The organism is Corynebacterium sp. LK33 (assembly GCF_014334955.1).
Taxonomy (GTDB): Bacteria; Actinomycetota; Actinomycetes; order Mycobacteriales; family Mycobacteriaceae; genus Corynebacterium; species Corynebacterium jeikeium_D.
The window spans coordinates 57,101-83,587 of record NZ_PDGU01000026.1 but is presented as its reverse complement, the minus strand read 5'-3'; the positions used below and the strand labels follow the sequence as shown (position 1 = coordinate 83,587).

The 26,487-nt window shown below is 56.7% G+C and carries 20 protein-coding genes and 1 tRNA gene; 7 read left to right on the top strand and 14 right to left on the bottom strand.

Translation table 11 applies throughout. From position 1 onward, the window contains the following. Together CRD20_RS09250 and CRD20_RS09245 are read left to right on the top strand one after the other, a co-directional pair. A complete protein-coding gene (locus tag CRD20_RS09250; protein WP_076771929.1) occupies positions 1 to 729 on the top strand; it encodes an LUD domain-containing protein in 729 nt (242 codons plus the stop codon). A 92-nt stretch (positions 730 to 821) separates the two neighbouring features. Next, positions 822 to 1,844 carry a pirin family protein gene (locus CRD20_RS09245; protein WP_187405299.1) on the top strand — a complete coding sequence of 341 codons (1,023 nt, stop codon included), beginning with the start codon at positions 822 to 824 and terminating at the stop codon, positions 1,842 to 1,844. Positions 1,845 to 2,040: 196 nt separating this feature from the next. Here CRD20_RS09245 and CRD20_RS09240 read toward each other — a convergent pair. The 10 genes from CRD20_RS09240 to CRD20_RS09195 all read right to left on the bottom strand — a co-directional run bounded on the left by CRD20_RS09240 (position 2,041) and on the right by CRD20_RS09195 (position 14,743). Then, positions 2,041 to 2,113, bottom strand: a tRNA-Arg gene (locus CRD20_RS09240). A gap of 93 nt (positions 2,114 to 2,206) precedes the next feature. Next, on the bottom strand, positions 2,207 to 2,998 hold the full coding sequence (locus tag CRD20_RS09235) for an ABC transporter ATP-binding protein (protein ID WP_049194111.1): 792 nt from the start codon (positions 2,996 to 2,998) through the stop codon (positions 2,207 to 2,209). Then, the gene (locus tag CRD20_RS09230; protein ID WP_049194113.1) at positions 2,998 to 4,173 is read right to left on the bottom strand and encodes an iron ABC transporter permease; all 1,176 of its coding nucleotides are present in this window, start codon (positions 4,171 to 4,173) and stop codon (positions 2,998 to 3,000) included. The genes CRD20_RS09235 and CRD20_RS09230 overlap by 1 nt, the downstream gene beginning before the upstream one ends. A 30-nt stretch (positions 4,174 to 4,203) precedes the next feature. After that, positions 4,204 to 5,406 (bottom strand): ABC transporter substrate-binding protein, encoded by a 1,203-nt coding sequence (locus CRD20_RS09225; RefSeq protein WP_070605100.1) that lies wholly within the window; start codon positions 5,404 to 5,406, stop codon positions 4,204 to 4,206. A gap of 170 nt (positions 5,407 to 5,576) precedes the next feature. Then, positions 5,577 to 6,029 carry a MarR family winged helix-turn-helix transcriptional regulator gene (locus tag CRD20_RS09220; protein WP_016422437.1) on the bottom strand — a complete coding sequence of 151 codons (453 nt, stop codon included), beginning with the start codon at positions 6,027 to 6,029 and terminating at the stop codon, positions 5,577 to 5,579. Between the two features lie 71 nt (positions 6,030 to 6,100). Continuing rightward, positions 6,101 to 6,592 carry a MarR family winged helix-turn-helix transcriptional regulator gene (locus CRD20_RS09215; protein ID WP_187405298.1) on the bottom strand — a complete coding sequence of 164 codons (492 nt, stop codon included), beginning with the start codon at positions 6,590 to 6,592 and terminating at the stop codon, positions 6,101 to 6,103. Positions 6,593 to 6,606: 14 nt separating this feature from the next. After that, the gene (locus tag CRD20_RS09210; RefSeq protein ID WP_187405297.1) at positions 6,607 to 9,264 is read right to left on the bottom strand and encodes an ATP-binding protein; all 2,658 of its coding nucleotides are present in this window, start codon (positions 9,262 to 9,264) and stop codon (positions 6,607 to 6,609) included. A gap of 3 nt (positions 9,265 to 9,267) precedes the next feature. Continuing rightward, positions 9,268 to 10,443 (bottom strand): DNA repair exonuclease, encoded by a 1,176-nt coding sequence (locus tag CRD20_RS09205; protein WP_187405296.1) that lies wholly within the window; start codon positions 10,441 to 10,443, stop codon positions 9,268 to 9,270. A gap of 2 nt (positions 10,444 to 10,445) precedes the next feature. Beyond that, positions 10,446 to 11,504 (bottom strand): hypothetical protein, encoded by a 1,059-nt coding sequence (locus tag CRD20_RS09200; RefSeq protein ID WP_070429342.1) that lies wholly within the window; start codon positions 11,502 to 11,504, stop codon positions 10,446 to 10,448. Continuing rightward, positions 11,504 to 14,743 carry a DEAD/DEAH box helicase gene (locus CRD20_RS09195; protein ID WP_187405295.1) on the bottom strand — a complete coding sequence of 1,080 codons (3,240 nt, stop codon included), beginning with the start codon at positions 14,741 to 14,743 and terminating at the stop codon, positions 11,504 to 11,506. Before CRD20_RS09195 ends, CRD20_RS09200 begins: the two co-directional genes overlap by 1 nt. Before the next feature lie 326 nt (positions 14,744 to 15,069). Between CRD20_RS09195 and CRD20_RS11225 the strand changes: the two genes are divergently transcribed. From CRD20_RS11225 to CRD20_RS09180, 4 genes are all read left to right on the top strand, one after another. Next, the gene (locus CRD20_RS11225; protein ID WP_255468811.1) at positions 15,070 to 15,204 is read left to right on the top strand and encodes a hypothetical protein; all 135 of its coding nucleotides are present in this window, start codon (positions 15,070 to 15,072) and stop codon (positions 15,202 to 15,204) included. Between the two features lie 118 nt (positions 15,205 to 15,322). Continuing rightward, positions 15,323 to 16,846 (top strand): sodium/proline symporter PutP, encoded by a 1,524-nt coding sequence (gene putP / locus CRD20_RS09190; RefSeq protein ID WP_370546197.1) that lies wholly within the window; start codon positions 15,323 to 15,325, stop codon positions 16,844 to 16,846. A 97-nt stretch (positions 16,847 to 16,943) separates the two neighbouring features. Further along, positions 16,944 to 17,585, top strand: coding sequence for an HNH endonuclease family protein (locus tag CRD20_RS09185; protein ID WP_187405293.1), 642 nt, complete (start codon positions 16,944 to 16,946; stop codon positions 17,583 to 17,585). Positions 17,586 to 17,693: 108 nt separating this feature from the next. After that, positions 17,694 to 18,194, top strand: coding sequence for a hypothetical protein (locus CRD20_RS09180; RefSeq protein ID WP_049172012.1), 501 nt, complete (start codon positions 17,694 to 17,696; stop codon positions 18,192 to 18,194). A gap of 171 nt (positions 18,195 to 18,365) precedes the next feature. Here CRD20_RS09180 and CRD20_RS09175 read toward each other — a convergent pair whose 3' ends face one another. Next, on the bottom strand, positions 18,366 to 20,540 hold the full coding sequence (locus tag CRD20_RS09175) for a DEAD/DEAH box helicase (RefSeq protein ID WP_187405292.1): 2,175 nt from the start codon (positions 20,538 to 20,540) through the stop codon (positions 18,366 to 18,368). 712 nt (positions 20,541 to 21,252) lie between these two features. On the opposite strand from CRD20_RS09175, the gene CRD20_RS09170 reads away from it, so the two are divergent. Further along, a complete protein-coding gene (locus tag CRD20_RS09170) occupies positions 21,253 to 22,185 on the top strand; it encodes a bile acid:sodium symporter family protein (protein WP_187405291.1) in 933 nt (310 codons plus the stop codon). On the opposite strand, the gene CRD20_RS09165 is transcribed toward CRD20_RS09170, so the two are convergent. The 3 genes from CRD20_RS09165 to CRD20_RS09155 form a co-directional block, all read right to left on the bottom strand. Further along, positions 22,182 to 23,564, bottom strand: coding sequence for an MFS transporter (locus CRD20_RS09165; protein WP_370546194.1), 1,383 nt, complete (start codon positions 23,562 to 23,564; stop codon positions 22,182 to 22,184). The genes CRD20_RS09170 and CRD20_RS09165 overlap by 4 nt on opposite strands. Before the next feature lie 23 nt (positions 23,565 to 23,587). Then, the gene (dcm, locus tag CRD20_RS09160; protein WP_069358840.1) at positions 23,588 to 24,871 is read right to left on the bottom strand and encodes a DNA (cytosine-5-)-methyltransferase; all 1,284 of its coding nucleotides are present in this window, start codon (positions 24,869 to 24,871) and stop codon (positions 23,588 to 23,590) included. Between the two features lie 124 nt (positions 24,872 to 24,995). After that, positions 24,996 to 26,381, bottom strand: a complete 1,386-nt coding sequence (locus CRD20_RS09155) for a Sau3AI family type II restriction endonuclease (protein WP_069358841.1) — start codon at positions 26,379 to 26,381, stop codon at positions 24,996 to 24,998. Positions 26,382 to 26,487 lie beyond the last annotated feature (106 nt).

Sequence of the window (26,487 nt, the reverse complement as noted above, 5' to 3'; positions counted from 1 at the left end):
ATGTCCCACTCCTCAGCATCCGCAAACATTGCCAAGAGCGAAATCCTCGAGCGTATCCGCAATGCTCAGAAAATCGCCTTCGAAGGCCGTGATTTGGCCTCTGACGTGGGCATCATCCCTGGCGAGCCCGGCGCGCATTTCGACATCCCACGCGACTACGAGCGCTCCTCCGACCTGACGGCCAAAGAGATTATTTCGCTTGCCGACGAACGCATCGCCGATTACAAAGCCGACGTGCGCCGCTGTGGCAGCTCGGCAACCGACATCAATGAGGCTGTGAAGAAGGCAATTGCTGATGTCGGGGCGTCGTTGATTGGTATTCCCGAGGGTCTAGACCGCGAGTGGGTTGCGGGGTTGGAGTCTGGTGGAGGTAAGGCCACTACCGAGATTCGCGTCGATACCGGTTTCACCGCCGAAGAGCTGGACGAGCTCGATGCGATTGTCACCAGCTCTGCTGTCACCTGCGCCGAGACCGGCACCATTTTCCTGGACGGTTCGGCTACTTCTGGCCGCCGCGCGCTGACCTTGGTGCCGGATATTCACATCTGCGTTGTCCCTGCTTCCACGGTCGTCTACGGCATTCCGGAGGCATTTTCCCGTCTACGCGAGAGTGATCCCACCGCTCCGATCACCATGATTTCGGGGCCTTCTGCGACCTCGGACATCGAGCTTGCCCGAGTCGAAGGTGTCCACGGGCCGCGCACGCTGATTGTGATTATTGCTGAGTAGAGACAGTCGGGTCGGTCCTTGGCTAGCATTTTTGATTGACACGCCAACATTTTGTTGTGGATGATGAATTTAGCTAGCCAAAGGAGCCTGTCATGAGCGCAATCATTCAAAAATTCTCCGTAGCCGATAATCCGCAGCTTCCAGGTATGGACCCATTCCTGTTTGCCGTCCACCACTATGACCTATATCCACAGGCCAAGGGCCAAACTATGGCTCCCGATGCCTCTCTGCTCGGCCGTAATATCGGCATGGACTTTTCCGGCAAGGACGGCTGGTCCATGTACCACGGCACAACCGTCCCCGGCTTCCCCTCCCACCCACACCGCGGCTTTGAAACTATCTCGATTGTCGAGGAAGGTTACGTCGACCACACCGACTCCGAAGGTGCACAGGCTCGTTACGGCGATGGCGACACTCAGTGGCTGACCACCGGCGCAGGCACTGCGCATGCTGAAATGTTCCCGCTTCTGCATAACGACGGCCCCAATCCTCACCACATGTTTCAGATTTGGCTGAACCTGCCGCCCGAAGGCAAGGGGGCAAAGCCGCACTTCCAGATGTTCTGGGCAGAAGACACTCCGCATGTCACCGGCACTGATGACAATGGCCACGGCTACGACATAAAGGTCATCGCGGGCGCATTCGGCGATACTCAGCCGCTTGCTCCACCACCGGAATCCTGGGCCGCTGCACCAGATTCCGATGTAGCCGTGTGGGCGCTGCGTTTGCAGCCGAACGCACAGCTAACGTTGCCACCAACCAAACATGCCGAGACAATTCGGACTCTCTACTCTCTACGCGGCAGCCTCACTATCGAGGGCGAAACGCTGGTGCAAGAGGGCGCAGTGCTGCGCTCAACCGAGGCACTGGACATTTCTGCAGGTGACGAGGGGGCCTTCGCGCTCATGCTCCAAGGCCGACCAATTGGCGCTCCCGTGTATCAGCATGGCCCGTTTGTCGCGAATAGCCGCGAAGAGCTCGTTGAGGCATTCGATGCCTACCAGCGTGGCGAGTTCGGCGCATGGCGGTTTGATTCCAACGATCCGGTTGCACCCTTTGAAGAGGGGCGCTTTGCCCGCTATCCGGACGGTACGGTTCGTCGCCCGGTCAATTAACCGGGATCCCCCGACGGGCTGCACATGTGAAACTGTGTGAGTTTATGACACTTTCAGGCCATTTTTTTGGGTCATTTTTGTCATAAACGCAGTCAGTAACTCGGATTGGCCCGCTTCCGCCAGGTACACCCGAAACAAAAATCCCTCAAGCAACCAGGCGAATCTAATCGAACCTAACCGCTTAAGGGATAAGACGTGCCCCCGAGAGGAGTCGAACCTCCGACCTTCGGTACCGGAAACCGGCGCTCTATCCACTGAGCTACGGGGGCGTGTGGCACAAGTACAACAAGTGCAACGAGAAGAGATGTTACCACTTGGCTGGGGCGATTAGCGAAATGCCCCGCACCCCAGCCAAATCCGCACTATGCGGCCTCAGAAACCTGGTCTTCCTCAATAGGACACACCACAGGCACGCCTCCATCATTAAGCACGCGGGCTCGAATTCCATAGACGCGGGCCAAGAGATCCGGTGTGAGAACGTCAGCAGGACTCCCCTGGGCAACCACGTGGCCGTCGTGAAGCATGACAAGCTCATCGCAGTAGCGGGCTGCGAGATTGAGATCGTGGATTGCGACGAGCGCCAAGGAGCTCCGTGAGGCGACCTCCGCGCGGACGAGCTGTAGGAGTTCCACCTGGTGGCGCAGGTCGAGGGCGGAGGTGGGTTCGTCGAGAAGCATGACCTCGGGATCGCGGACAAACATCTGCGCGACGGCGACGAGCTGACGCTGACCGCCGGAGAGCTCGCCGACGAAGCGGTCGGCAAGGTGCTCAATACCAACCTTCCGGAGAACCTCCGCCGTGTGCTCAATCTCGGAGCCGCGCACGCGCAGACGCCCGGCGCGCCGACCAGAGACCAGTACCGATTCGAATGCGGTCAGCGAGGCGCTAGCCGGCAGATCCTGCGGCACGTAGCCCACCACATCGCGCAGTTCGGAGCCGATGACCCGCTCATTGTCACGGGTCAGTGCAATCTCCCCGGACATGGGCTTTCGAATCCCCGCCAGAGTGGTCATCAGTGTGGATTTGCCCGCAGCGTTTGGCCCGAGCAAACCCGTCACCGTACCGGGCTTCAGCGTGCGTACTGAGGCCCCGCGCAGCACCTTCCGCTTGCCATAGCCTGCAGCTACTTCGTTGACATCGAGAAATACGCCCATTAGTTCCACACCGTCCTCTTACGCAGGAAAACCAAGCCAACAAAAAATGGGACACCGACGATTGCGGTAATGATGCCAATCGGCACTGCCACACCCGGCACCACCGTGATGGATACCGCATGAGCTGCCGCCAGCAGCGCCGCGCCTGCCGCCATCGATGCCGGGGCAAAGAAGCGCTGTTCTTCACCGACCAGCATGCGCGCAATGTGTGGACCGACCAGTCCGATGAAGCCGATGATGCCGGCAAAGGCCACTGCGGTTGCCGCCAGCAGCGAGGCTACAATCAGCGTCGCAATGCGCAGCCTATCCACATTGATGCCCACGGCTTTTGCGCGGGCATCGCCAAGTCGCAGCACCGTCAGCGCCCACGCATAGCGAATGGTGAACGGAATGGCGATCAGCAGCGCCGCCGCAATAATGCCGTTGGCCACCCAGTTCGCGCGCTGTAGCGAGCCCATCGTCCAGAACACAATCTGCTGGAGCGCCTCGGTAGTCGCGCGGTATTGCAACAGCGCCAACAGCGCTTGGAATAGAAACACCAGACCAATACCCAGCAGAATCATCGATTCCTTACCCGAGCCGCGCCATACCGACGCCGCCGCCACAATCGCCACCGCGATGACGGATGATACCCAGGCCACGGCCGCCAGGTTGAACTGCGCATGCGGAATAATCACCCAGCCCAGCACAATCGATGCCGCCCCACCGAACGCCGCTGCAGCCGAAATACCGAGGGTAAACGGCTCCGCCAGTGGGTTGTCGAGGATTGTCTGCATCTGTGCACCGGCAAGCGACAGCGCTGCACCAATCAGCACTGCCATCACTGATGCAGGAAGGCGCAGCTTCCACAGCACCGTACGAGTGGTTTCATCAACGTCATTCGGGCTCACGATACCCCGCACGACATCCCCCACACTCAGTGACATCGGCCCCACGATCGTCGCTACTACAAACGCGCACACGGCCAGCCCCACCAGCACCGCAATAACGGCAATCTTCCGGGCGGAGCGTCGTCGGTACTGTCGCGCAGAGTCGTAGGTCGTGCTTGACGACGGACACTCGTGCTGTTCGGTGGCGGGCTGCGACTCTTGACCGCCACTGTCGTTGGTGGAGGTGGGCTCGCGGGGTTCGTCGTCAAGCCCTGACGCGGGAGCGTGCAGATTGGTGTAAGTCATCGGATTCCTTCTTCGATGGTGGAAGATGGGTTACTTGGTCGGCTCCAGCGCGGCGAAGAAGGTGCCGCTGAGTTCGAAGGGTAGGTAGTCCTTGTGGAACTTGGCGAAGTCAGCGACTGGGTCGAGGTCAGCGAACTCTTCGGGGTGAATCCACTTGGCGAATTGCTCGAGGGCGAAGACGTTGTACGGCGAGTCGTAGAACTGGTGGAAGGCGGCGTACAGGTCCCCCTTCTTCGGCGCGGTCAGGGTGTCAAAACCCGGAGTCTTCAGCAGGCCTTCCAGAGTGCGCTGTGCGGTCTCTGGAGTGGCGGTGTAACCGAGTTCGACGTGTGGCAGGACTTCCGGCTTCTTCGGGTCGAGTGCCCAGGAACCGCCTGTGGCGATAATCTTCTCCGGCTGGACGGACAGGACCTTCTCTGCGGTCACGTTGCCCGATTCGGTGTCGATGAGGCTGTCTCCGAGGTTCTCACCGCCGGCTGCTGTGACGAGGTCACCGAGGTTGGACTTGTTGACGGTCGAGCAGCAATCCTTGAGGCCGGCTGCTCGCCAGACCAGGGTCTTTGGCTTGTCTTCGAGCTTGGCGGCGCGTTCGGTGATCTCGTTGACGCGCTTAGTGTAGAAGTCGGTGAACTTCTTGGCATTGTCCTGCTCGTCGACGATCTGGCCGAGGAGCTCGACGGACTTGGCGGTGTTTTCCAGGGGCTTCTGACGGAAGTCGGTGAATACGTACTTCAGACCTGCCTGATCGAGCTTGGTGAGGAAGCCGGACTCCTCCGCGGCCTTCTTGTGGTCAAGGGTCATGACGACCACATCTGGGTCGTGGGAGATGAGGTTTTCAACTGTGACATCGCCCTTGGCAATATTGCCGATGGTCGGCATGTCCTTCAGCTCTGGATTCGTCTCGAAAAGCTTGGCTTCAAACGATGGTGCGCCCGAATGCAGATCGCTGCCCATGGCGACAACATGGTCACCCGGGTTTTCTTGGTCAAGCATCGCGGTGACAAACATGGCGCGACCTTCACCGAGCACGACTCGTTCTGGCTGCTTGTCGAAGGTCACAGTGCGACCTGCGACATCAGTGACAGTGAGTTCTCCCTTGTTGTCGGCAGCCGTGTTCGACTCTGCGTCCGCACCGCATGCTGTAGCGACGAAGCTCAGCGCTGCACACCCGATTGCGGCCAGAGTTTTGGTCTTTGGCGCGGTTTTAGCCTTGGCGAAAATATTGACTCTCATGCGTTCTTGTTTCTGCCTTATTTATCTCTGCGTAGTTTTTTGGTGTTTAGGGCGCACAAAGAGAAGTGAATACTCATCCCTTTGCATTAGGCACGCCTTACCTTACAGATTGAAGCGGAGAGAAAAAAGCGCCCTGCTAGTGGTGGTTTTACTAGCAGGGCGTAGGAGGCTTATTTCCTTTCGAGAACCGCCTGGAAGCACCTCAACATCACTTCGCGGTCTTCATTCGCAAGTGGCGAAATAACTTCCTCGCGAACGGTGTCTACGTAGTCCGGCGCCGCTTCGGCAAACACATGTCGACCAACACCTGTTAGGACGACGACATAATCCGAGTCCGGGTCTTCGCCGTGATCTTCGGTGTGAATAAATCCGCGCTTTTCCAACCTGTTGGTATGCAGCAGCGCGCGAGGATGGTTCCACTTCAGTCGATCACAAATCTTGTCAACATGCAGAATCCCATCCTCCACCTCATGCAGAGCGATGAGCAGGGTAAAGTCCGCGAACGTCAGCCCGGTTCGAGTGCGTAGGCTCCGCTCAATATTGCGCTCTACCTCGCGAAAAGCAGCTACCATCGACTGCCAAAAGAGCTGTTCATCATCACTCAGCCATTCAAATGAGTTCATACTGCTCTAGGCTAATGGTGAGAGCCTCGAAGCGGAGACAAATGAGAAAACACTCACAGAAAAACTTTTGACTACTCTGCTTTTCCGTCGACGGAATCGGTGACCGCAGCATTGGCGGTCGCTGCAATCTTATCGAGCACAGCGGAAATCCCCTGATAGTCGATATTTTCACCGAGCACGTCAAACAAGACATGACGTACAAGCTTCACATGGTTCGGCGCCGCCTTCTCAATCACGGTTCGACCGTGTTCAGTAAGCGTGACATCGATACCACGGTTATCGCAGGCGCAGCGTTCCTTAGTTACTAGTCCGCGTCGCTCCATGCGAGTAATTTGGTGCGACATTCGGCTGCGGTCCCATTCCAGGGACTCACACAGGGTGCGCATGCGGACAACATTGTCTTCAGCCTCGGAGAGAGCAACCAGAACCGAAAAATCTGCAGTGGAAATATCGAGAGAATCTTGCAGCTGAAGGTCGATTGACCTGTCAACGGCCCGTTTAGCGTTCAGAATTGAGCGCCATAACCGCTGCTCTTCATCACTTAACCACGGAACATCTTGCATATGTACAGAGCCTACTATCTTGAAACCAAATCCTGAATTTTCATAAATTCCGCTCCTGTCACACGATCAAACCGGGCTTCATCGCACGTCAGGACTAATACCTGCATATCGCGCCCCGCTTTGGCAAGAGCATTATTCATCCGCCGCAAACGGTGTTCGTCTGAATAACCTAACGCATCATCAATAATCACCGGGGCGCCTTGGCCGCCCTCCATGACACCGGCAACGGCCAAGCGCAGCAGAATGTCCAGCTGCTCTTGCGCTCCACCAGATAGTTCATCGACATCGAACTTGCCATCGGCATTAGACCGTGACTCAATCTGCAAGTCCTCATTCATCGTGAACTGGGTTCCCGCACCGAACACACCGCCGCCGTACTCTTCGAGCTTGCGGAGCAAGGGGTCAGCCAGCGCATTCCGCGATGCCGCACGTGCCTGTGTCATTACCTCCATAAGAGTCTTGGCGGCGGCTGCACGGCGACGCATCGAGTCCCGATCTCGCTGTGTTCGCTCCACTACCCCCTCAGCAGCTGCCAGCTTCTCATTCGCGCTGTCGAAATAGTCCAAGTGCACCCGAATCTCTTGCCGGCGCTTTTCCAGCTCAGCCAGGCGACTCTCAACTGCATCCCGTCGCTGCTTAGCGCCCGCGAGCGATGCTTCCACGTCGTCGGCATCCCGCTGCGCCAACTCTTTCAGAGCCGCAGCCAGCTGCTCTTCTGCCACCTCATAGTCCTTGCCTCGGTTTTCCACCGCAGCAAAAATCTCGGCATCCGAGGCTTTTTCTCGCGCCGTCGTGAGCGAATCTTCGCGCACCTTCAAGACGGACCGAGCCCCTTCAAGCTCGCTGCTAGCCTTCGTATAGTTGGCGTGTGCAGGACGCTTTTCCAGCTTCGACAAGCGCATATCGGCATTGTCACGCTCCGACTCGGCATCCCTACGCCCCACTGCAGCTTCTTCCAGCCGCGACTTTGCCGACACCAAGTCAATCTCCGTCGGCGCATCCTCGCCCGCAAGTTCCCGATACCGCTCGCCCTGTACTCGTGCTTCTTCCTTCGCATCGTCTAACTCTGCGGTGAGCTGGTGATACTCCACACCGTCGGACACCGCAGTTATGGATGTCTCCACCTGGAATTTTGCTTTTTCCGCTTCACGACGTCGAGTGTGTGCCTTTTGTGCTTCCGCGACGGAATCAGCGCCTGCCGCCTCAAGCTGTTCCTTGAGCGAAATCTCTGCTTTTCCTAGCTTTCGCTGCTGCGAATCTGAGCCGTCTCCGGGCTGGACAGCAACCGTGACGTCGCCAACTTCGATGGCCAACGGCTTAGTAACCGCATGTTGAACTGACTCAGCCTCCGGCGCTAGCCCCACTTTCTCGCCGTCGACCGTGACCTCCTGCGCACTACTAGCCGAGAGCTGCACACTCGGGCTCGATGCCTCCAGCACAGCGGTGGCTGTTACAACTTCGCGTTCGCAGGTCAACAGTTGTTCCAGTACCTCCTCGGTAACGGAATTTCGTGCAATTACCTCCTTGTGCTCTGCCAATTGTGCACGGAGCTCATCGAGCTTCTCCACTCGCTTCGACAGAGCTTCGACCAAGCCGCGCTTCTCCCCCAATGCGACTTCAGCTGCAGCCAGCTCTTCTGCTTTTCGAGCTTCGCGGTACGCGGTCACAACCGCATCGCGATCCTCCTGCGCCTTCTTTAAAGCTGCGACCTCCTTATCGAACGCTTCCTTAAGTTCAGCAACTCTCTTCTCTGCGACGGAATGCTGGTCCTTGGCATCTTGTGCCTGCTGAATGAAGGTTTCCCGCTCTTGCTGAGCCTGTTTAGCTAAGTCCAGCTGCTGCTTCGCCGCTGCAGAGACCTCCTGTGCCTGGGACACGGCAACCCTGAACTTTTCGAGTTCTTCGAGTGCCTGCGCCCAATGCTCGACTTCGTTTTTGGCTTCTGGCAACGATGCCCGCTGCGTGTGTTGGCTTTCTTCATTACGAGCAGCTTCCTCATTGAGCGCTTCGAATTCCCGGACCTTTTTCGCCGCTTCGTCGCGCACCCGCTGGGCTTCCGCCAGCTCCTTGTCTACGTCGGTAAGCTGCTTGCGCTCTTTGCCATTTTTTTGGAAATAGTTGCCGTATTCAGCTTCAACGGCTTCAAACAGGCCTACCTCTTCTGCGGTTTCCGCGCGCTGCCCCGATGCCGACTGCAGTGCGCTTGTGACCTGCGCATAACCGCCCAAGGAGAGTGTCTTTTGTGCTTGCCCCTGCTCGGCAACGAAGACCTGCCACAGGTTCTTGGTGTCTGCATTGTGCATTCGGGCGGCCAGCCACTCTTCCGCCTGGTCATCTTTAAGAACCTCGGCTGTCGGAGAGTGGACGGTGACGATTGTGCCGGTGTCCTTGGTGCTACCAAAGATCTTGTCCAGCGTAAATTCGTAGCCGTCAAGCTCCAGCCGGAGCTTAACCTGCGGCTTTTCCTGGCTGGAGTGACTGTTCAGACTAAGCGCTTCGCTTGCCCTGGACTTCCATTTTGTCGTCAGCGCAACGTGAATAGCTTTGGCGATTGTCGTCTTACCTGACTCGTTTTCACCGGAAATCACTACCACGCCCCGCTCGGCGAGCCCTGTGATTGAGAGTGAATCAATCGCACGTACATTGTGTAATTCGATGTCGTGAAAACGCATGATTTATTCCTTCTCTCCGGCCAGGCGCGCCAGCAAGCGAAGCGCATCGGCTGCTGCGGTGGTTTCAGATTCTGATAGCGGGCTGCCGCTCTCGGTTCGCCCTTTGCTCAAGACCGTTAGTTTTTCTGCAGCTATGAGCGGATAACCGGTGAGATTGAGATTAGAGATATCCCCCTCGGACGGAACCACCGTCAAATCGGAACCACTTTCCCGGCGATAAAGTGCAGCGAAAAGCTGTTGATACTGCTCAAGTCGTTTTTCAAAGGTAGTCGACTCCGACAGTGTCACGGTTCCTCGCAATGAATACTTCACCGCTGTGTCTGTCTTCGCCTCGATACCGTCCAGTTCAGCAAAGAACTCATCGAGGTCTTCCGCGCCAGTGATATCCATGTCAATGGCATGAAAAGCCCACTGCCCCACTCGGTGGGAGGCCACGGTAACTGAGCCCTTTTCGGGGCTGCTCTCTACAATGTCGACGACGAGTGCATTGCCGGAATCCCGTTCTTTGTCGTCGTACGCTGTGGTTTCGTGTGCGCCGGAGAAATAAACTCTGCCAGTATGATCGAGTTGGCTCGTGGAGTGGGAATCCCCCAGCGCAACATAGTGCAACGCCCCGCGGTCAATAGCTTGTTCCAAGCTGGTCAGATCAATGGTGGCTCCTGCATCAGCACCAAAGCCTTCTACTTGGCCGTGTGCGACCATCACTCGGATTCCATCGGCGGGCTCAAGCTCCGTGGCTATTTCCGCCACGTTGTCATCAGCCGAATACTTGCCGCGCACTGGCACGCCGATGAGTTCCACCCCGTCACGGATGGCAATGGGCGCACTGTCGCGAATTACGTAAACTCCTCGGTCTTCCAAAGATTCGAAAGCACTACGTCGATAAATGGAAGAAGCATCAAGCGCATCATGGTTGCCGGGTAGGAGATACACCGGCACGGGTAGCTTGGCGATTCGCTCAAGAGCCCGCAAGAACACCTTGTCCGGCAATGTGTTGGAATCGAACACGTCTCCAGCGACGACAATGAACTCAGCGCCTTCGCTGGTCGCCAACTCGCCGATGCGATCGATGGCGTTGAGGCGACTTTCGTGGAACCTAGCTTGGGCTTCACCGCCGTCGAGCTCTAGGAACCACCGAGTCATTCCCAGTTGCCAATCTGAGGTGTGAATGAATTTCATGACTAGCGCTCCTTTTGTCCCAGGCTCAGCGATTCCTGCAGATGTTGCCAACAATCTTCCAAATCAGCGACTGCACGAATGGTCTCTCTCGAAATTACGCAGGTTGGCTGCAATGCTTCATGCAGCAAACTGCGGTCGGTAACTGTTAGTGGGTCAATAACCTCGAGCGAAGGAACACTGACTCGTTCCAAGTCATTGCCCCAGTAATCGGCTTCGACAGCGAAAAGTTCGGCAACCTTCTTCTGCTCGTTGTCACCGCTATCTTTTCCACCAGCATCATTCGACTTCTGGGCGGTTTTATTGGGATTCTCCCGAACCGCGCCACCAAGCCCGAGGCGCTTCGGCGCAGTCCGGTTTCGCAGCTGTGTTAGTTCCTGAAGCCGGCGTTGCAATTCGCGCTGCGGATAATCGCGCAGCTGCAGTAGCGACAGCGGATCGCGGTCGATATCAGCGACAAGTTGAGCGGCAACTGCAACGGTGTGCTTACACACAGGTGCCGGGTCCGGGCAGGTGCATTCGCTGTAAATGTGCTCTTCGCCATCGCACAACAGCATTTCCATCTGCTCATACGGCAACTCGCCGTGCTCAAACTCTGTGAAGGCCGACGGATTGTTCACCAACCACCGCAGTACGTCGTCAGTTTGTTTCTGCTCCCGCCGTGGGAACCGAATAAAGACTGAAAATGGTTCCGGCTGGCTGCCCTGCACTTCACCGATGATGTAACCATCCGCGATTCGAAGCCCCAGCACATTGCCGTCGAACCTGTACTTCTCACCTCTGTGAACACGACCCGAATCAGCGCCACGGATGATGAACTCCCACACCCACCGGGCAAAAGTAGTACGTGGCTCGACCGCCACGCGCGCTGCGGTTCCACGTCGCTGCTGTCCGGTAAATGCACCAGCCCAGTCCTGGGTGGCCAGGAGCTTTTCAATCGTCGAGCTGGTTGCTGGCGCGCTTCGCGCCGTGGTCCTTTTACGACCACGCTTTCCAGAGGGCCCCTTGCCAAACTCGGCAAAGATGACATTGTCGCCCCATGTCACGTCTCCGTCACCGGCCATCAGTACCACCTCTTCTGGACTCTAAACGGGGTCACATTGTTGGGAATCGAATCGTCATCCGAGGTTGTGGAGTCCGATGCCGTGCCCTCCGGGTTCACCCCATCAGTCACCGTCCCACCGGACTTTGACTCCGCTGCGTCCATCGGTTCACGCAGTGCCTGAATCTTGTCCTTGTCCAATTGCCACAGAGACCGCAAACGGTGAAAGTCCATCTCCGTCAGCTTGGTTTCACCAGCACGCACAACTGCATCCGCCAATTCTGCCTTCTCGAAAATCAGCTCGTCGATACGCTCTTCCAAAGTTCCCACACTGACCAGCTTGTGCACGTGTACGTCTTTACGCTGACCGATGCGGTAAGAGCGGTCCGTGGCCTGGTTTTCAACTGCTGGATTCCACCACCTGTCAATGTGAATGACGTGGTTGGCGGCAACCAGGTTGATGCCAACACCTGCCGCGAGAGTAGACAGCAAAATGATTGGTGGGCCGTCCGGGGCATTAAACTCTGCCACTACTTTCTCGCGCTGTGCCGGAGTCATTGCCCCTTGGATAAACGGAATGTCCACGCCCAGGCGCTTGCTGAAATGAGGGGCGAGCATCTTGCCGAACTCCACGAACTGCGTGAACACAAGCGCGCGTTCACCGTTTTGGACAATCTCATCGACGAGCTCTTCCAGCCGTGCAACCTTGCCCGAGCGATGCTGCCCATGATTAAGCAGCCCCGAGCCGTCGTGCTGGTAGTGCGCTGGGTGGTTGCAAATCTGCTTCAACTTCATGATGCCGCCGAGGATGATGCTCTTTCGCCCGAAGTTGCCAGAGCGATTCCGCTTCGAGCGCTTGAGCTTGTCCTCGATGTCCTTCACAGCTTCCTGATACAAGAAAGCCTGCTCCGTCGTGAGAGGAACCATCTCCACCTGCTCATTCTTCTTGGGCAGGTCCGGTGCAATAGCTGGATCCGACTTGAGTCGGCGCAGAATAAAAGGTGCTGTAATCGACTGCAATTGCAGTAGCATTTCCGCATTCCCATCACGCTCGATGGGAATCGCAAACTTGTTGCGAAATGCATTCGCCGACCCCAGCATGCCTGGATTACAGAAATCCATGATGGTGCGCAGCTCGCCCAAGTCGTTTTCCACCGGAGTACCAGTCATGGCGATGTTGTGCCGCGAGCCCAGGCTCCGCAGCGCTCTGGATACCTGGGCGTTGGGGTTCTTAATTGCCTGCGCTTCGTCAGCAATCACATGATCCCACTGCACTTGGGACAGTTCGTTCACATCGCGGGTAGCAACACCATAGGTCGTCACAACAACATCGTGTTTTCCGATAAATTCCTGTAGTTCTTCACCATGAGGGCGGTTTGAACCATGCAGCAGCCCAACCTTGAACTCTGGAGTGAACTTTGCCGCTTCTGCTGCCCAATTGCGCAGCACACCTGTCGGAACGACCAGAAGCGAAGCCTTGTGCTCTTGATCCTTCGCATCCGCTTGACGACGGCAGCGCTCAAACTCCAACAGCGCCAGAATTTGCACAGTCTTACCAAGCCCCATGTCGTCAGCGAGAATGACACCAAAGCCGCGGTTGGACATATCCGCCAGCCACTCCACACCGCGCTGTTGATACGCCCGCAGCTCACCGACAAAACTCGGTGGCACCTCGACCGACTCTGCGAGGGCCGTGGAACCGTCTGAGTACTTCGACACCAACGCCTTGAGCCAAGAGGGATCCCTGGGGGCGACTGGCACTGCTGCTGGAGCTTGCGACTCCATGCCACCGTCGAAGACCAGCTCTTTCAGGGTGGCTTGCCCCTTACCGGTTTCCTCCCCGGCCTTGGTCTGCTCCACCAGAAACTTCAGGGCTTCTCTAGCTACCTCTGGGTTCGCGTGCACCCAGTGGTCGCGCAGATGCACTAGCCCCGTACTCGATGCAGCGAGCTCACGCATTTCCGCTTCCGTCAGTACGGCATCCCCCACAGCCAACTTCCACTCGTAATCAACCAGTTGGTCAAATCCGAGTTTCGGTTCCGAACGGCGCCCAGCAGGCCCCGTCGGGTCTAACTGGACGACTTCAGTGTGCAACTGCAGGGTGGTTTCCACTGACTTCCAGTTCGGCGGCAGCATCACATCGATATCGACCTTTGCCAACTGCGAGATGCCATCAGTCATAAGCTCTATCAGCTGCTCTGAGGTCAGCAGCAGATCTAAACCCGGGTGGCCCGCTGCTTTCGCATATTTGAGCGTTGGGAATGCCTCTTGTGCAGCCAATAGCTGCGGGCGAAGCAGCGACAACACGGAGCGGCGACACATTTCTGGGTTCAGGCGTTCCGGAGCTGCGACGCCGATGCGGTAGTACATCCGCAATGGCCACAGAGTCTCATGTTCCACCGCAGCTGAACGAGGGTTGAAGCGAGTAACTGAGCCGCCTTCGTCATCCGCTCGATCCCGCAACTCCAACAGCTGCGGAAGATCCACATCCGGCAAGTCTTCCAGCCGTCCCTCAAAACCGACAGGTTCTTGCACCATTAGCTGGAGGCGAACATCCTCACCATCGGCCGACAGCCTCCACTTTGCCAGCGACTGCGCCACCCCCGGCGTCGCGCGCCCCAGGGAATCCGACTGCAACAACGACCGCACGAAACTCTGGCGCTGTTCTGCCGGTTCATCCAAATCGGCCAGGAGCGCGTTGGTGACCCAATGAAACATCCGATTGATGAAATCCTCAGCCACCGTGGCACCTCCGTTATCAATCAACACCGGTGGTGTACGGGAAATGACCTGACTCTGCCAGGCAATCTCACTCAACCCCTCCGACATCCGCCACGTCGGCCACCACTCATTGTCTTCCCACGTCAGCGCCACCAGTGCCCGCCCAGAGCGTGCGAAAGCATCCAATCCCTGTACAACATCTACAAAGAACCTAAGATCCGGCGCCATCGCCGCCGAGGAAACTTCCTCCTGCAATTGCACCAGTGCTGTCACAGCAGCCCATGGCGGGAACACCCATGTGGGTACCGTTTTCTCTACTGCCCGCCCCTTCGGTGTGCGCAGTTTTAGCGTCAGCTGCGCTCGACTCCCCCGGTCCAGGACTGCAAAAAGCCGACGCTGATGCGCCGGGACTTCCAGCAAATCCACGTCCGCAATAATCCGGTGCCCCTCTGGCCGCTCCACCCATAGGTGAAGACCCGAATCATCCTTCCAGACCGCGTGCAGCAGCAACGGCACCGCTGACTTAGCAACTTGGCCCATTACTTCCTCCCCACTGCTTGCTCAGCCATCACCGTCTAATCACCCGGCGACTTCGCCACCAGATATTTCTTCAATGAAGATTCTGCCACGCACCCCGGAGCAGCTTTTCCATCACACCACAAAATTAGCACGCGTGTTCGAATTATGCATCTTGCAAAAATTACTTCACCTCCACCCAAATACCCCTTTTCCCAGGTAATTTGTCGCACTTAACCGATTTTTAAAGCCTTTTTCAACGCTTCTTATCTTGCAATGCAGCGCATCACATGCAAACGTCGTATGAGCTACAAGAATTAAAAATGTGTGACTCGTGCAATAGTTCTGCCATGGTTCGCAAGTGCCAGTGGGCTCCGCTGACTGTCGTAGACAGCCTGGAAGCTGAAGTTGTGTTTCATTGCGAATCGCAGGTTCCGCTGTTTCTGTCGGCCACTTTCTGGCTCGATTTTGCTGCGACGCTGTGAACGTCGTCAAGCGGACGGACTCAATTGAAATTGAGTGATGCGCCAGGAAACTGTTTCCGGCGTGCTGGGCAGTGCGTGAGTCCGACTGTACGCCTAATAAATAATGAGGAGTTGCCCTGTGGACCAACAAACATGGTTCATCATCGCACTAGTCATTTATCTGCTGTTGATGGTCTACATCGGTTGGACCGGATGGAAAAAGACCGCAGAGTATGACGAATACATGATTGGCGGTCGCGGTCTGCATCCGTTCGTCGCAGCACTGTCAGCGGGTGCATCGGACATGTCCGGCTGGCTGCTAATGGGTCTGCCCGGCGCGATTTACCTTTCAGGCCTGAATCAGACCTGGATTGCAATCGGCCTGGTCGCAGGCGCATGGTTGAACTGGAAGTTCACCGCACCGCGCCTGCGTAGCTACACCAAGATTGCTCGTAACTCGATTACCGTGCCGTCGTTCCTGGAGAACCGTCTGCACGATACGTCGAAGGTGCTGCGCGTTTCCGCAGGCCTGATTATTCTGCTGTTCTTCACCTTCTACGTCTCCTCGGGCATGGTCGCAGGTGGCCGCTACTGGGAGTCGACGTTCGGTGGCAGCTACCTCGTCGGCATGCTGCTGGTTGCGGGGATCACTGTCGCATATACCCTGTTCGGCGGCTTCCTTGCTGTCTCCTACACGGACGCGGTGCAGGGCATCATCATGTTCATTGCGCTGCTGACGGTTCCGACTGTCGGCATCATCTACCTGATTAACAACGGCAACTCCTTCTCGGACATCTTCAGCTTTGCTGCTAACAACCCGTACCCGGGCAGCGAGGGACAGCCGGTTGAGACCTTCTTCAATCCGTTCGCCGGCATTCCGCTAATCACTATTATCGGTCTCCTCGGCTGGGGTCTGGGCTACTTTGGCCAGCCGCACATTATCGTCCGCTTCATGGCTCTGCGCAGTGCAAAGGACGCAACTGAGGGTCGCCGCTGGGGCGTTGGCTGGCAGGCACTGTGCATGCTCGGCTCGGTCCTCGTGGCCCTGACCGCAACTGTTTTCTTCGCTACGAACCCAGATGCTTCGGTCACTGATGCGTCTTCCTACGAGACCATCTTCCTGGACATGACCCGCATCCTGTTCCACCCGCTGATTGCAGGCCTGATTCTGACTGCAGTGCTGGCAGCAATCATGTCCACCATTTCTTCGCAGCTGCTGGTGTCTTCCTCCGCGCTGATCGAGGACCTGTTCAAGGCAACGGTCAACAAGTCCCTGCGTCCGAAGACCTACATGACGCTCTCCCGCGTCGCCGTCGCGCTGATTGCCATCATCGCCGCAATCATCGCTGCTAACCCGAACAGCTCCATTCTGGATCTGGTTGGCTTCGCGTGGGCTGGCTTCGGCTCGGCATTCGGCCCGATTCTGCTGGCCGCCCTCTACTGGTCGCGCCTGAACACCCCTGGTGCTGCTGCCGGCATGATCACCGGTGCGGTTGTCTCCTTCGCATGGGGCATGAGCTCGCTCAGCGACACTCTCTACGAGATCGTCCCGGGCTTCGCCGCTGCAACTGTCGTGATGATTATTGTCACGCTGCTTACCAAGGAGCCGAACGAGAAGATCAAGGAAGAGTTCGACCACGCAGCAAAGCAGGCTCTGGTCTAACGCTTTGATCTAGGCTTGGCCTCCGCTAGCCCCGCAGGCTAGCCCCGGCGCATACCTACAAGGGAACCGAAAAAGTATTTTTCGCGCCCAACTAGGTATGCGCCCTTTTTTATTTGCCATCCTGGCCGCCTCCCTGACTACCGCCTTTGTCTCATCCTTTGCGCTTACGCGAGTTCTCGTCACCTCCTCCCCCGCGGGGTCGGAGACGGAAGCCGTCGTCAAGCAACTGCGCACCGTGCGCGTCGTCGCCGACCGCCCCACCGTCACCGGATACAAACGCGAGCGCTTCGACGTCTGGGCAGGTTCTGCCGATTGCAATACACGCCATAAAGTGTTGGCGGCGTGGTTCGGGGGCTCTGCGTGTTCGCTTGACGACGGCTCCCCGCGCGAAACCCCCGACCCTTACACGGGTGACCCAGTTGGTGCGCATGAGGTCGATATCGACCACATTTATCCGTTGGCAGCGGCGTGGGATTTCGGAGCCTACGCATGGGATTCCGAGAGGCGTCGGCAATTTGCCAACGATATCGAGACCAACCTCGTACCCACGCGAAGCGCGGTCAACCGGGATAAAGGAGATGCCAGCCCGGCCGAATGGCTTCCTGAGGATACGAAGGCGTGTGACTATTCGCATCGTTACTTAGCGGTGGCCATTAAATGGGACCTGCCCGTATCGTCGGCAGACTGGAAGGCGATGGCCACTGCGTGTGGAATCCGCGCGAGGAAAGGCACGAAATAGAGAAAATAGTGCGAGCACGTTAAGTTAAGGACTGGTCTTAATAAAGAAATATCCAGGCCACTCCTCGCTTGAACGCGAGGCCTACATTCAGTCGTGGAAAGGTAATACGTGCAAAACGTAGTTCTTATGGTTCACGTCCTGGCGGCAATTCTGCTGCTTGGACCGGTGACTGTCGCAATTTCGATGTTCCCGAAGCTCGCGCTTGCAGCCCGCGGCGGAGAGGCTGGAACGGTCGGCGCCGCGCGCACCATGCACGCCATTTCGCGCACCTACGGCATGTGGTCGCTGCTCGTGCCGCTGCTCGGCTTCGGTGTCATGTTCACCGATGTGTCGACCTACATGAAGTCCGGGGCAATGCACGCCGCAATTCTGCTGGCTATCATCGCCTGGGCACTGTTGTTCTTCCTGGTCATTCCGCGTCAGCGTCTGATGATGGCCGGCCTCGGCATCGCTGACGAAGACGAGGATGCTGACGATCCGGAGTTCATCGAGCGTCGCAAGAAGGCTGAAGAGCTCGACTGGGACAAGCAGAAGGGCCAGCTGGCTATGTTCTCCGGCATCTTCTCCCTGCTGTGGGTTGTCGCCGGCATCCTGATGTTCTTCATCTAGAGCTCACGCTCAGACACAATAAAACTGCCGGTGCGTCTGTACGTTTCGGCCCGACTAATCGGGTTTGAAAGTACATGCGTACCGGCAGTTTTTTATTTTCTAGGTCAGCGCCAAGGGCGGTCGTCGGTTGTCGCCTGACGACGACCACCCAGCTCACCTCACCTAGCAGGTTTAGCGGCGTCCGCCTCGGTAACCACCGCGACGGTCATCACGGTCACCACGGTAGCCACCACGACGGTCGTCGCGACCGCGACCACCACGGTATCCTCCGCGACCACGGCCGCCGAAATCGTCACCATCTTCGAAGTTTCCACGGTAGCCACCGCGGCCACGGCCACCACCACGACGGTCGTCGCGACCGCGACCACCACGGTATCCTCCGCGACCACGGCCGCCATCACGACGATCGCCACGGTAGCCACCACGGCCACCGCGGTAGTCATCGCTGTCGTCGACCGAGGTGCCGTCGTCAAGCTTCAGCCCAATGAGCTGGCCGGAGATGCGAGTATCGGAGAGGTTGTTGATGACTTCTTGCGGCAGGTTGGCCGGCAGTTCGACCAGAGTGTGATCGCCACGGATGTCGATGTGTCCGAAGTCCTTGGAGGACAGGCCACCCTCGTTGGCGATGGCACCGACGATGGCACCCGGGCGGACGTGCTGGCGACGACCGACGCTGATACGGTAGGTTGCGGTGCCCGCGCGGTCGAACTCGACCAGGTCAGCGCGCTTGCCCTGACCGCGCTCACCACGGGAGCGACCATCGCGGCCACGGTTGCGGTCGCGGTCGAAACGATCACGGTCACGGTCGTTACGACGGCCACGCGGCGGCTCCTTCATTAGGAAGTCGCCCGACTGTGCCTGCGCAGCGATAGCGGCGGCGATATCAACCAGTGGGGTGTCGTGCTCTTCTGCGTACTCCTCGATGAGCTCACGGAAGACCGGAACCTGCGAATCAGCAAGCGCCTCGGTCAAGTCATCAGCGAACTTCTGCTTGCGAGAGTCGTTGACCTCATCGACGGTCGGCAGCTTCATCTCGTGCAGCTGCGACTTGGTTGCACGCTCAATCGAGCGCAGCAGGCGTCCCTCACGCGGGGTGACAAAGAGCAGCGCCTCGCCGGAGCGGCCAGCGCGGCCGGTACGACCGATGCGGTGGACATAGGACTCGGTATCGTGCGGAATGTCGTAGTTGACCACGTGGGAAATACGGTCAACGTCCAGGCCACGAGCAGCCACATCGGTTGCCACCAGAATGTCCAGGCGACCGTCCTTGAGCTGATCAATCGTGCGCTCACGCAGAGTCTGCGGGATGTCGCCGTTGATGGCGGCAGCGGAGAATCCGCGGGCACGCAGCTTCTCGGCGAGCTCCTCGGTCTCGTGCTTGGTGCGCACGAACATGATCATCGCTTCGAATTCCTCGACTTCGAGGATGCGGGTCAGCGCGTCCAGCTTGTTGCGGTGGCTGACCATCAGGAAGCGCTGGCGAATGCTGTCCGCAGTGCGAGTCTGGGACTTGACGGTAATCTCTTCCGGCTCCGTCAGGTACTGCTTGGACAGGCGACGAATCGCAGCCGGCATGGTAGCCGAGAACAGCGCGACCTGCTTGTCATCCGGGGTGTCGGCAAGAATGCGCTCGACATCCTCCTGGAAGCCCATCTGCAGCATCTCATCGGCCTCGTCCAGTACCAGGAAGCGCAGGTCGGAGATGTCCAGCGAGCCCTTCTCCAGGTGGTCGATGACACGACCAGGCGTGCCGACGATAATCTGCGCACCTCGGCGCAGACCCGACAGCTGCACTCCATAAGACTGACCACCGTAGATTGGCAGGACCTGAATCTTGCCCAGGTGATCAGCAAACGACTGGAAGGAATCCGCAACCTGGAGCGCCAGCTCACGGGTCGGAGCGAGCACCAGAGCCTGTGGTGCACGGACGGAGCGATCAATGCGAGCCAGAATCGGCAGCGCAAACGCCGCGGTCTTACCGGTACCAGTCTGAGCCAGGCCGACGACGTCGCGGCCGCTCATCAGAGTCGGGATAGTTGCAGCCTGAATTGGGGACGGAGTCTCAAACCCAACCTTGCGAACTGCATTGACAATGTCATCCGGCAGCTCAAGCTCATCGAAGCCGACGGTGTCGTCGCCGTTGTCGTCTTTGTTCTTTTCGGCCTTCTTCTCGGCCTTTTCCTTGACCTCAGCCTTTTCGGTCTTTTCCTCAGCGGCCTTCTCTTCGACCACCGGTGCTTCCTCGGCCACTACATCCTCGGCCTTCACAATTGCGTCCTCGCGCTGGTTTTCGCGCTGATCCTCGCGGTTTTCCTCGACGCTGCCATTCATTTCATTATTAGCCATTTGGGGCTCTTCCTGGGCCTTTTCGCCCGCACACTCAATATTCAACAGTTGATTACTCACAGTTGGGTCGCACATACATGACCCGCCCAATTTACGTTCTTGTTTTCAGTGCTCTCACGTCGGAATTGCGATGACATCGCTTCTCTTGCACATACTTCGAAAAATTGCGCCCAAACCCAATTCAGCTTTTACTTCCGAGGAGGGGCGCCCATCATGCACTATGCACTTTCAAGCGTTTCACCAGCGAATTTATACCGCTGCCAGATTCTCTGCGACATTGTCGTCAGGATTTCACACCGAGTGCCCAGACTACGCCACCGTCGGTCAAAAAACCATTTCCTGTCCGCAAGGTCACGACACTAGGCGGTCGATTTCTTGGATGAGGCCCCGGCGCTGGGGCCGTCGTTAAGCGAGCGCATTTCACCCACTTCGGGGTACCTATTTTGCAATTGCATGGGGTGAGGTGGCTAACATTTTCCCTACAAGTTTGTACACATATCAGCTATTTTCCGCCGTGGAACACCCACCGTTCGGCGGATTTTTGCAATTTCGCAACGTATAAGCCCAAGGTCGCTAGAGAATGTCCAGCTATAACAACGCACCAGAAACGCAGCCGTCTTCGCCCCGGCAGTCCCCACTAAAACCACATTCTCCCGAGGAGATTTCTGGGAATGGCAGGCAGGAAAATAAGGCACCGTCGAAGCTCTCGGCAATGATTGAAGTTCTCGGGTTTCCGGGCTTTATTTTGGCGGGTTCGGCGCTGGCATTCTTCTTCCCCGCCCCGTTTACTCCGCTGACGGATTACATCACGTACTTCCTGATGATCATCATGTTCGCGATGGGCCTCACCCTGACCATCCCGGACTTTAAGCAGGTCGCTAAGCGCCCGTTGGCGATTCTCTTCGGCGTCATTGCGCAGTTTGTCATCATGCCACTGCTGGCGATTGCCGTGGCTAAAGTCCTCGGACTCAACCCGGCACTCGCTGTTGGTCTGCTCATGCTGGGCTCTGTTCCGGGCGGCACTTCGTCGAATGTCATCGCATACCTGTCGCGTGGCGATGTCGCGCTGTCCGTCGCCATGACCAGTGTGTCGACACTGGTCTCGCCGATTATGACGCCGTTTCTTATGCTCTTGCTTGCCGACGCGCACACGGAGGTCGACGGCCTCGGGATGGCCTGGAGCCTCTGCCAGACAGTCCTCCTGCCAGTGATTGGCGGTCTGATTATCCGCTTTGTGGCCGATACCTTTATTAACAAGATCCTCCCGATCCTGCCGTGGATTTCTATTCTCGGTATCGGTGGCGTGGTCTTCGGTGCCGTGGCCAAGAACGCAGAGAGCCTGGCAAACATTGGCCTGATTGTGTTTGTGGCTGTGATCATCCACAACGTTCTGGGCTACGTGCTCGGCTTCTTTGCAGGCCAGCTGGTGGGGATGCCGACTGCGGGCAAGCGCACGGTGGCGGTGGAGGTCGGCACACAGTCCGCTGGCCTGTCCTCCGGTATGGCAGCGAAGTTCTTTACCCCGGAGGCAGCGCTTCCCGGCGCGGTGGCCGCTGTGGTGCACAACATCACTGGCGCTATCTACGTGGCTATTTGCCGAAAGCTCGATGAAGGCAAGGAAACTAGCAAATCCGCTTCTGCTTAAGCTGTTTTCGCTTTGACTTCTTTGGCCCCGCTGTTCGACGAGTGGGCTGGTAGAGTCTCGCGCCCGAAAATCCAGCCCACCATTGCGACCAGCGAAATGACACCGCAAACAAGGAAACCGGCCTTGAACCCTGCGGCATCCACGATTGCGCCGACAATCAGCGGGCCGGAAATCGCTCCGAAGTCCTGAGCCATCTGGAAATTGGCGAGCACCTTTCCACCTTGGCGGTTGGCGCCGATGACGTCGGCAAGCACGGCCTGCTGCGATGGATTGATCATGCCAGCGCCGAAGCCGGCGAGGACTGAGAGAATCAGTAGCGGAATGGCACCGCTGCTAAATCCGATTGCGCCAGTGAACACGCCGTTGATAAACAGGCCTGTGATGAGCAGTGGACGACGGCCAATGCGGTCGGAGAGACGACCGGAAAACTGCAATGCCGTGACATTGCCGAGCGCGAAGGCCGTCAGCGCGAAACCAGCTGTGGCAGTGGCGGCTACTGCCCCATCGCTGCCCGGTTCTGGGGCGCCAACATGGGAAAACGTTGCCGCAGCGAACAGCGGGACAATCGCGACGCGCACGCCGAAGTTCGACCAGCCGTTGGCGAAGGCTCCGACTAGTGCGCTTCGATATGCCGAGTCACGGATTGCTTCGGAGAACCTCAGCACCGGGGTTGTGCGCTTGGGCACTACATGGCGAAGATGCTCCGCACTCAGCGACATGCCGACCACAATCGTTGCCACAATCAGCGCGCCACCGTAGATGAAAAACGGCACCCTCATGCCCCATGCGCCCATTGCAGCACCAATGATTGGGCCAAAGACATTGCCCAACAGGAAGGCTGTGCCGTAGGCGGCCGAGCTCTTACCGCGGATCTCCGGCGGTGAAATCCGCACAATCAGCCCCATTGCCGAGACCGTAAACATCGTCGAACCGATGCCTCCGAGCGCACGAAACGCCAGCAGTTGCCAATATGTCTGCGCAACACCGACAAGCAAAGTCGAGAGCGCGACGATGCTGATGCCGGTTAGGTACGTGCGCCGATATCCGAGCTTCTCTACCAGTGAGCCCGATGCCGGCGCGAAGATTAGCCGGAAAATGGAGAACGAACTGACCACGAAGCTGGCCGCGAACACCCCCACATCGAAGCTGCGCGCGTACTGCGGCAAGATTGGTGCAATCAGACCGAAGCCCAGCGCAATGATGAACGCAGCGCTGACCAGAATCCAAATCTCTCGCGGAATCGGCTGTTTAGTCCCGTCTAATTCACCCTGCCGAGGATCCAGACCTTGTGGTTTGCTTCCCACCTCCGATGCGATATCCGGCTGAGATTCGCACTTTGCTTTACGACGAAGCAGGTCGCGCGAACGGGAAGCTGACAAGGTAACGGTCCTTTCTAAAACCTCTAGTCAGAGTCGCCCATTTCACTTTCAATTCGCCGGGCCAACTCTTTGCCAATCAAATGAGGAATTCCAACTACTAGTGCATTACCCATGCAAAAGGCACGATGGCCGTCGGTCATTCCTGTGTCCGTCCATCCTTTAGGGAATCCTTGCAGAGCATCCAGTTCATCTGGAACTAGACGACGCAGTCTTCCATCCACCTTAACCACATGCTTGAAACGGGAGGCCGATTTTCCGCCTTCACCAGTCAAAATCGTTCGGGAGGGCTTTTCCGTCGAGTCCGGGAAGGACATACTCCCCTCACTGTACAAATACGTAAAACCAGTCTTTTTATTGACTCGTTCTTCGCGCTTTGAACCCTTCAGATACTCCCACTTATGAACTTCATCCGCGTGAATGACGAAAGAATCTGGAACAGCAGACTCATCAACAAGGACATCCCCAAGAACTTGTCGAGGCCCATCATAGGACTCAACCACAGAAAATGTCAGCGCCTTGAAGTTCTGCATTATGCCTCCAGTTTCGAATGGAGACTTCTTGGCACCTAGTGAAAACGTCTTTGTTGCTTCATATGGATCCTCTGGAATCACAACTTCTGTGAAATGCAGAGGTTCCTCAATTGGTAAAGCCGCGGCCATGATGCCATCCTTAGCGCGCTGCTCTAATTCCCAGGTGCCGGGATTCTTAACTGCATAGATGTAGACCCGCTTACGTCGCTGCGGAAAACCATACTCAGCACTATTAATCACCCTCCACTCGACGGAGTAGCCGAGGTCACCGAAGCACGACAACATAATTGCAAAGTCGCGACCTCGCTGAGTAGCAGGGCTCTTCAGCAATCGATCAACGTTTTCCAACAAGACATACTTGGGGCTCTTTAGCTTAAGGAACCTGTAGATATCCCACCAGAGGACACCTTTTTTCCCTTCAATCCCACCTGCTTGCGATAGCGGTTTGGCAACTGAGTAGTCCTGGCACGGAAACCCTCCCACAACCATGTCTACATCGGGAATTTCGAACAGCCCGGCTTCCGCATTGTCGAGAACAACGTTGATGTCTTCATTCACACAGCTGTTCTCCCCGAACCTGTTTACATAACAGCGCCATGCAAACTGGCGAGCTGGAGTTCCTGGTGGTTCCCACTGGTTAGCCCACACGGTCTCAAATGGTCCTGCCGCCGGAAGAGATGCTATACCGTCGCTTTGATCCTGATAGCCGTCTAAGCCGAGGCGAAAGCCACCTACTCCCGCGAACAATTCGGCTACGCGAATGGTTTTATCAGACACGTTTCTCCAATCGCTACTGTGTTCTGATACGTCAGAGTGATTCTAACCATGACACAGAGGCCGGATCAAACTGGCCGATAGTTAACCAAAACCGCCGCCTTATTCGAACACTATTTCTAAATCTCTAGGAATTTAGAACCCGACTGATCTCATCACCCACGTACCCCGCGTTCAACCAAAAGGACTTTTTGACCACAGTTTCACCTCGCGGAGTAACAGCTGTATCTGCCTTGTTTCGAGCCTTCGGCCGAACGTGACAGCAACGGTTCTCCGTACTCTTAACCGACTCGCTAGCGCGCCCGTCGATTACACGCTCCCGCATCAGGTCGTAACATGCACGTGCCTCTACCAAGTCAGAGTCAGGCATCTGCCAAAACAGTACGTCCGCTAGTCGAAACTCTCCAAGATTCGACTCATCTTCGCAGAAGACAACAAAAAGGTACTTCTGCGCCAACTGCTCACTGAACTCGCTTTGCTCGAAATCTTGCTCCACCAAATCACGGTAGGAAAACCTTGGAAAAGATAGGGATTCCTTGGGCTTTCCATTTCTCTTCAAACGGATAACCTTAGGGACGATCCCAGCTTTTACAAACTCAGCAATTTCAGATTCCTTGTCCACACCGAGAATACTCTTAACAATAAGACTGCCAATATGCTTAGGAAGGCGGGTGTTACTGTAACCCAAGCCTTCAGCCAAGCTAGTAAGGGTACGATTCATATACGGCGCGAATCGCTTCTTTACCAGCCCAAGCAAATCCATATCTGCTTCTGATTGCTTTCGTTCAATCTCTTGAGCATTAAGCATGCCGTTGAGAATGACATCAATATAACTCCGCTTAAAGGCCCATGCCCGAGGCTTCGCCGGCTCATCCGAGAATGGCTGCTTCCGCGTAATCGTGCTATTCGCTGCCTTAGTACAGGCTTCCAGGTACATCGTGTCACCAGATGAAATGGTGTGCGCTTGTCCTCGTCGGACCTTCTCCTGAATCAATTCCCAGTCACTGCGAAGCTGGACAATGTCATCCTGCGACAGTTCCCAAAGCTTCGCGAGAAGAACCTGGTAATCGACAGGATTCTTATCCTTTTCAAAAAGGTATGCCACTAATAGCATGCGGCTAATCTTGGCCAGCAGATGCGACTCAACCCACTGTTCCTCAGGGAGTGAAAAGTAGTCAATCATCGAAAGGACAAGACGTTCCTTTGCGGAATAATCACCTTTTTTAGTCAATTTCATCGGCGTACTTTTTAGTTCGACGCCTATTTTTGTAAAGTCTGCTTCTGCATTACTGTTAGCCGGAATCTTGAAATAGAGTGTCTCTAACGCGGAACCGAATGCCCCTCGCTTTACCCTCGGATCATCCAAATCCTCGACACCAAGTGCCTCTCGAAGAGATTTTCCGACTATCTTTTCGGCGTAGTTTACAACTGACTCCACATCAGAATCGTCATAGCCTAGCTCAGTCGAAAAGCTCTTCATAGCAAAAAATGTCCCATCACTCGATTCCTGCATATCTCTTTTCGTATGCTGGTGCGTTTAGCTTATATAATTTTGCGGCCAAAATACTAAAGCAAACCCCCTACCCCGCCACCATGGCGGAATAGGGGGTTGGACGGAG

Excerpts from the sequence above, each read along its gene's own strand:
- CRD20_RS09250 (WP_076771929.1), top strand. The coding sequence starts at position 1 with ATGTCCCACTCCTCAGCATCCGCAAACATTGCCAAGAGCGAAATCCTC.
- CRD20_RS09245 (WP_187405299.1), top strand. The coding sequence starts at position 822 with ATGAGCGCAATCATTCAAAAATTCTCCGTAGCCGATAATCCGCAGCTT.
- CRD20_RS09235 (WP_049194111.1), bottom strand. The coding sequence starts at position 2,998 with ATGGGCGTATTTCTCGATGTCAACGAAGTAGCTGCAGGCTATGGCAAG.
- CRD20_RS09230 (WP_049194113.1), bottom strand. The coding sequence starts at position 4,173 with ATGACTTACACCAATCTGCACGCTCCCGCGTCAGGGCTTGACGACGAA.
- CRD20_RS09225 (WP_070605100.1), bottom strand. The coding sequence starts at position 5,406 with ATGAGAGTCAATATTTTCGCCAAGGCTAAAACCGCGCCAAAGACCAAA.
- CRD20_RS09220 (WP_016422437.1), bottom strand. The coding sequence starts at position 6,029 with ATGAACTCATTTGAATGGCTGAGTGATGATGAACAGCTCTTTTGGCAG.
- CRD20_RS09215 (WP_187405298.1), bottom strand. The coding sequence starts at position 6,592 with ATGCAAGATGTTCCGTGGTTAAGTGATGAAGAGCAGCGGTTATGGCGC.
- CRD20_RS09210 (WP_187405297.1), bottom strand. The coding sequence starts at position 9,264 with ATGCGTTTTCACGACATCGAATTACACAATGTACGTGCGATTGATTCA.
- CRD20_RS09205 (WP_187405296.1), bottom strand. The coding sequence starts at position 10,443 with ATGAAATTCATTCACACCTCAGATTGGCAACTGGGAATGACTCGGTGG.
- CRD20_RS09200 (WP_070429342.1), bottom strand. The coding sequence starts at position 11,504 with ATGGCCGGTGACGGAGACGTGACATGGGGCGACAATGTCATCTTTGCC.
- CRD20_RS09195 (WP_187405295.1), bottom strand. The coding sequence starts at position 14,743 with ATGGGCCAAGTTGCTAAGTCAGCGGTGCCGTTGCTGCTGCACGCGGTC.
- CRD20_RS11225 (WP_255468811.1), top strand. The coding sequence starts at position 15,070 with ATGGTTCGCAAGTGCCAGTGGGCTCCGCTGACTGTCGTAGACAGCCTG.
- CRD20_RS09185 (WP_187405293.1), top strand. The coding sequence starts at position 16,944 with ATGCGCCCTTTTTTATTTGCCATCCTGGCCGCCTCCCTGACTACCGCC.
- CRD20_RS09175 (WP_187405292.1), bottom strand. The coding sequence starts at position 20,540 with ATGGCTAATAATGAAATGAATGGCAGCGTCGAGGAAAACCGCGAGGAT.
- CRD20_RS09170 (WP_187405291.1), top strand. The coding sequence starts at position 21,253 with ATGATTGAAGTTCTCGGGTTTCCGGGCTTTATTTTGGCGGGTTCGGCG.
- CRD20_RS09155 (WP_069358841.1), bottom strand. The coding sequence starts at position 26,381 with ATGCAGGAATCGAGTGATGGGACATTTTTTGCTATGAAGAGCTTTTCG.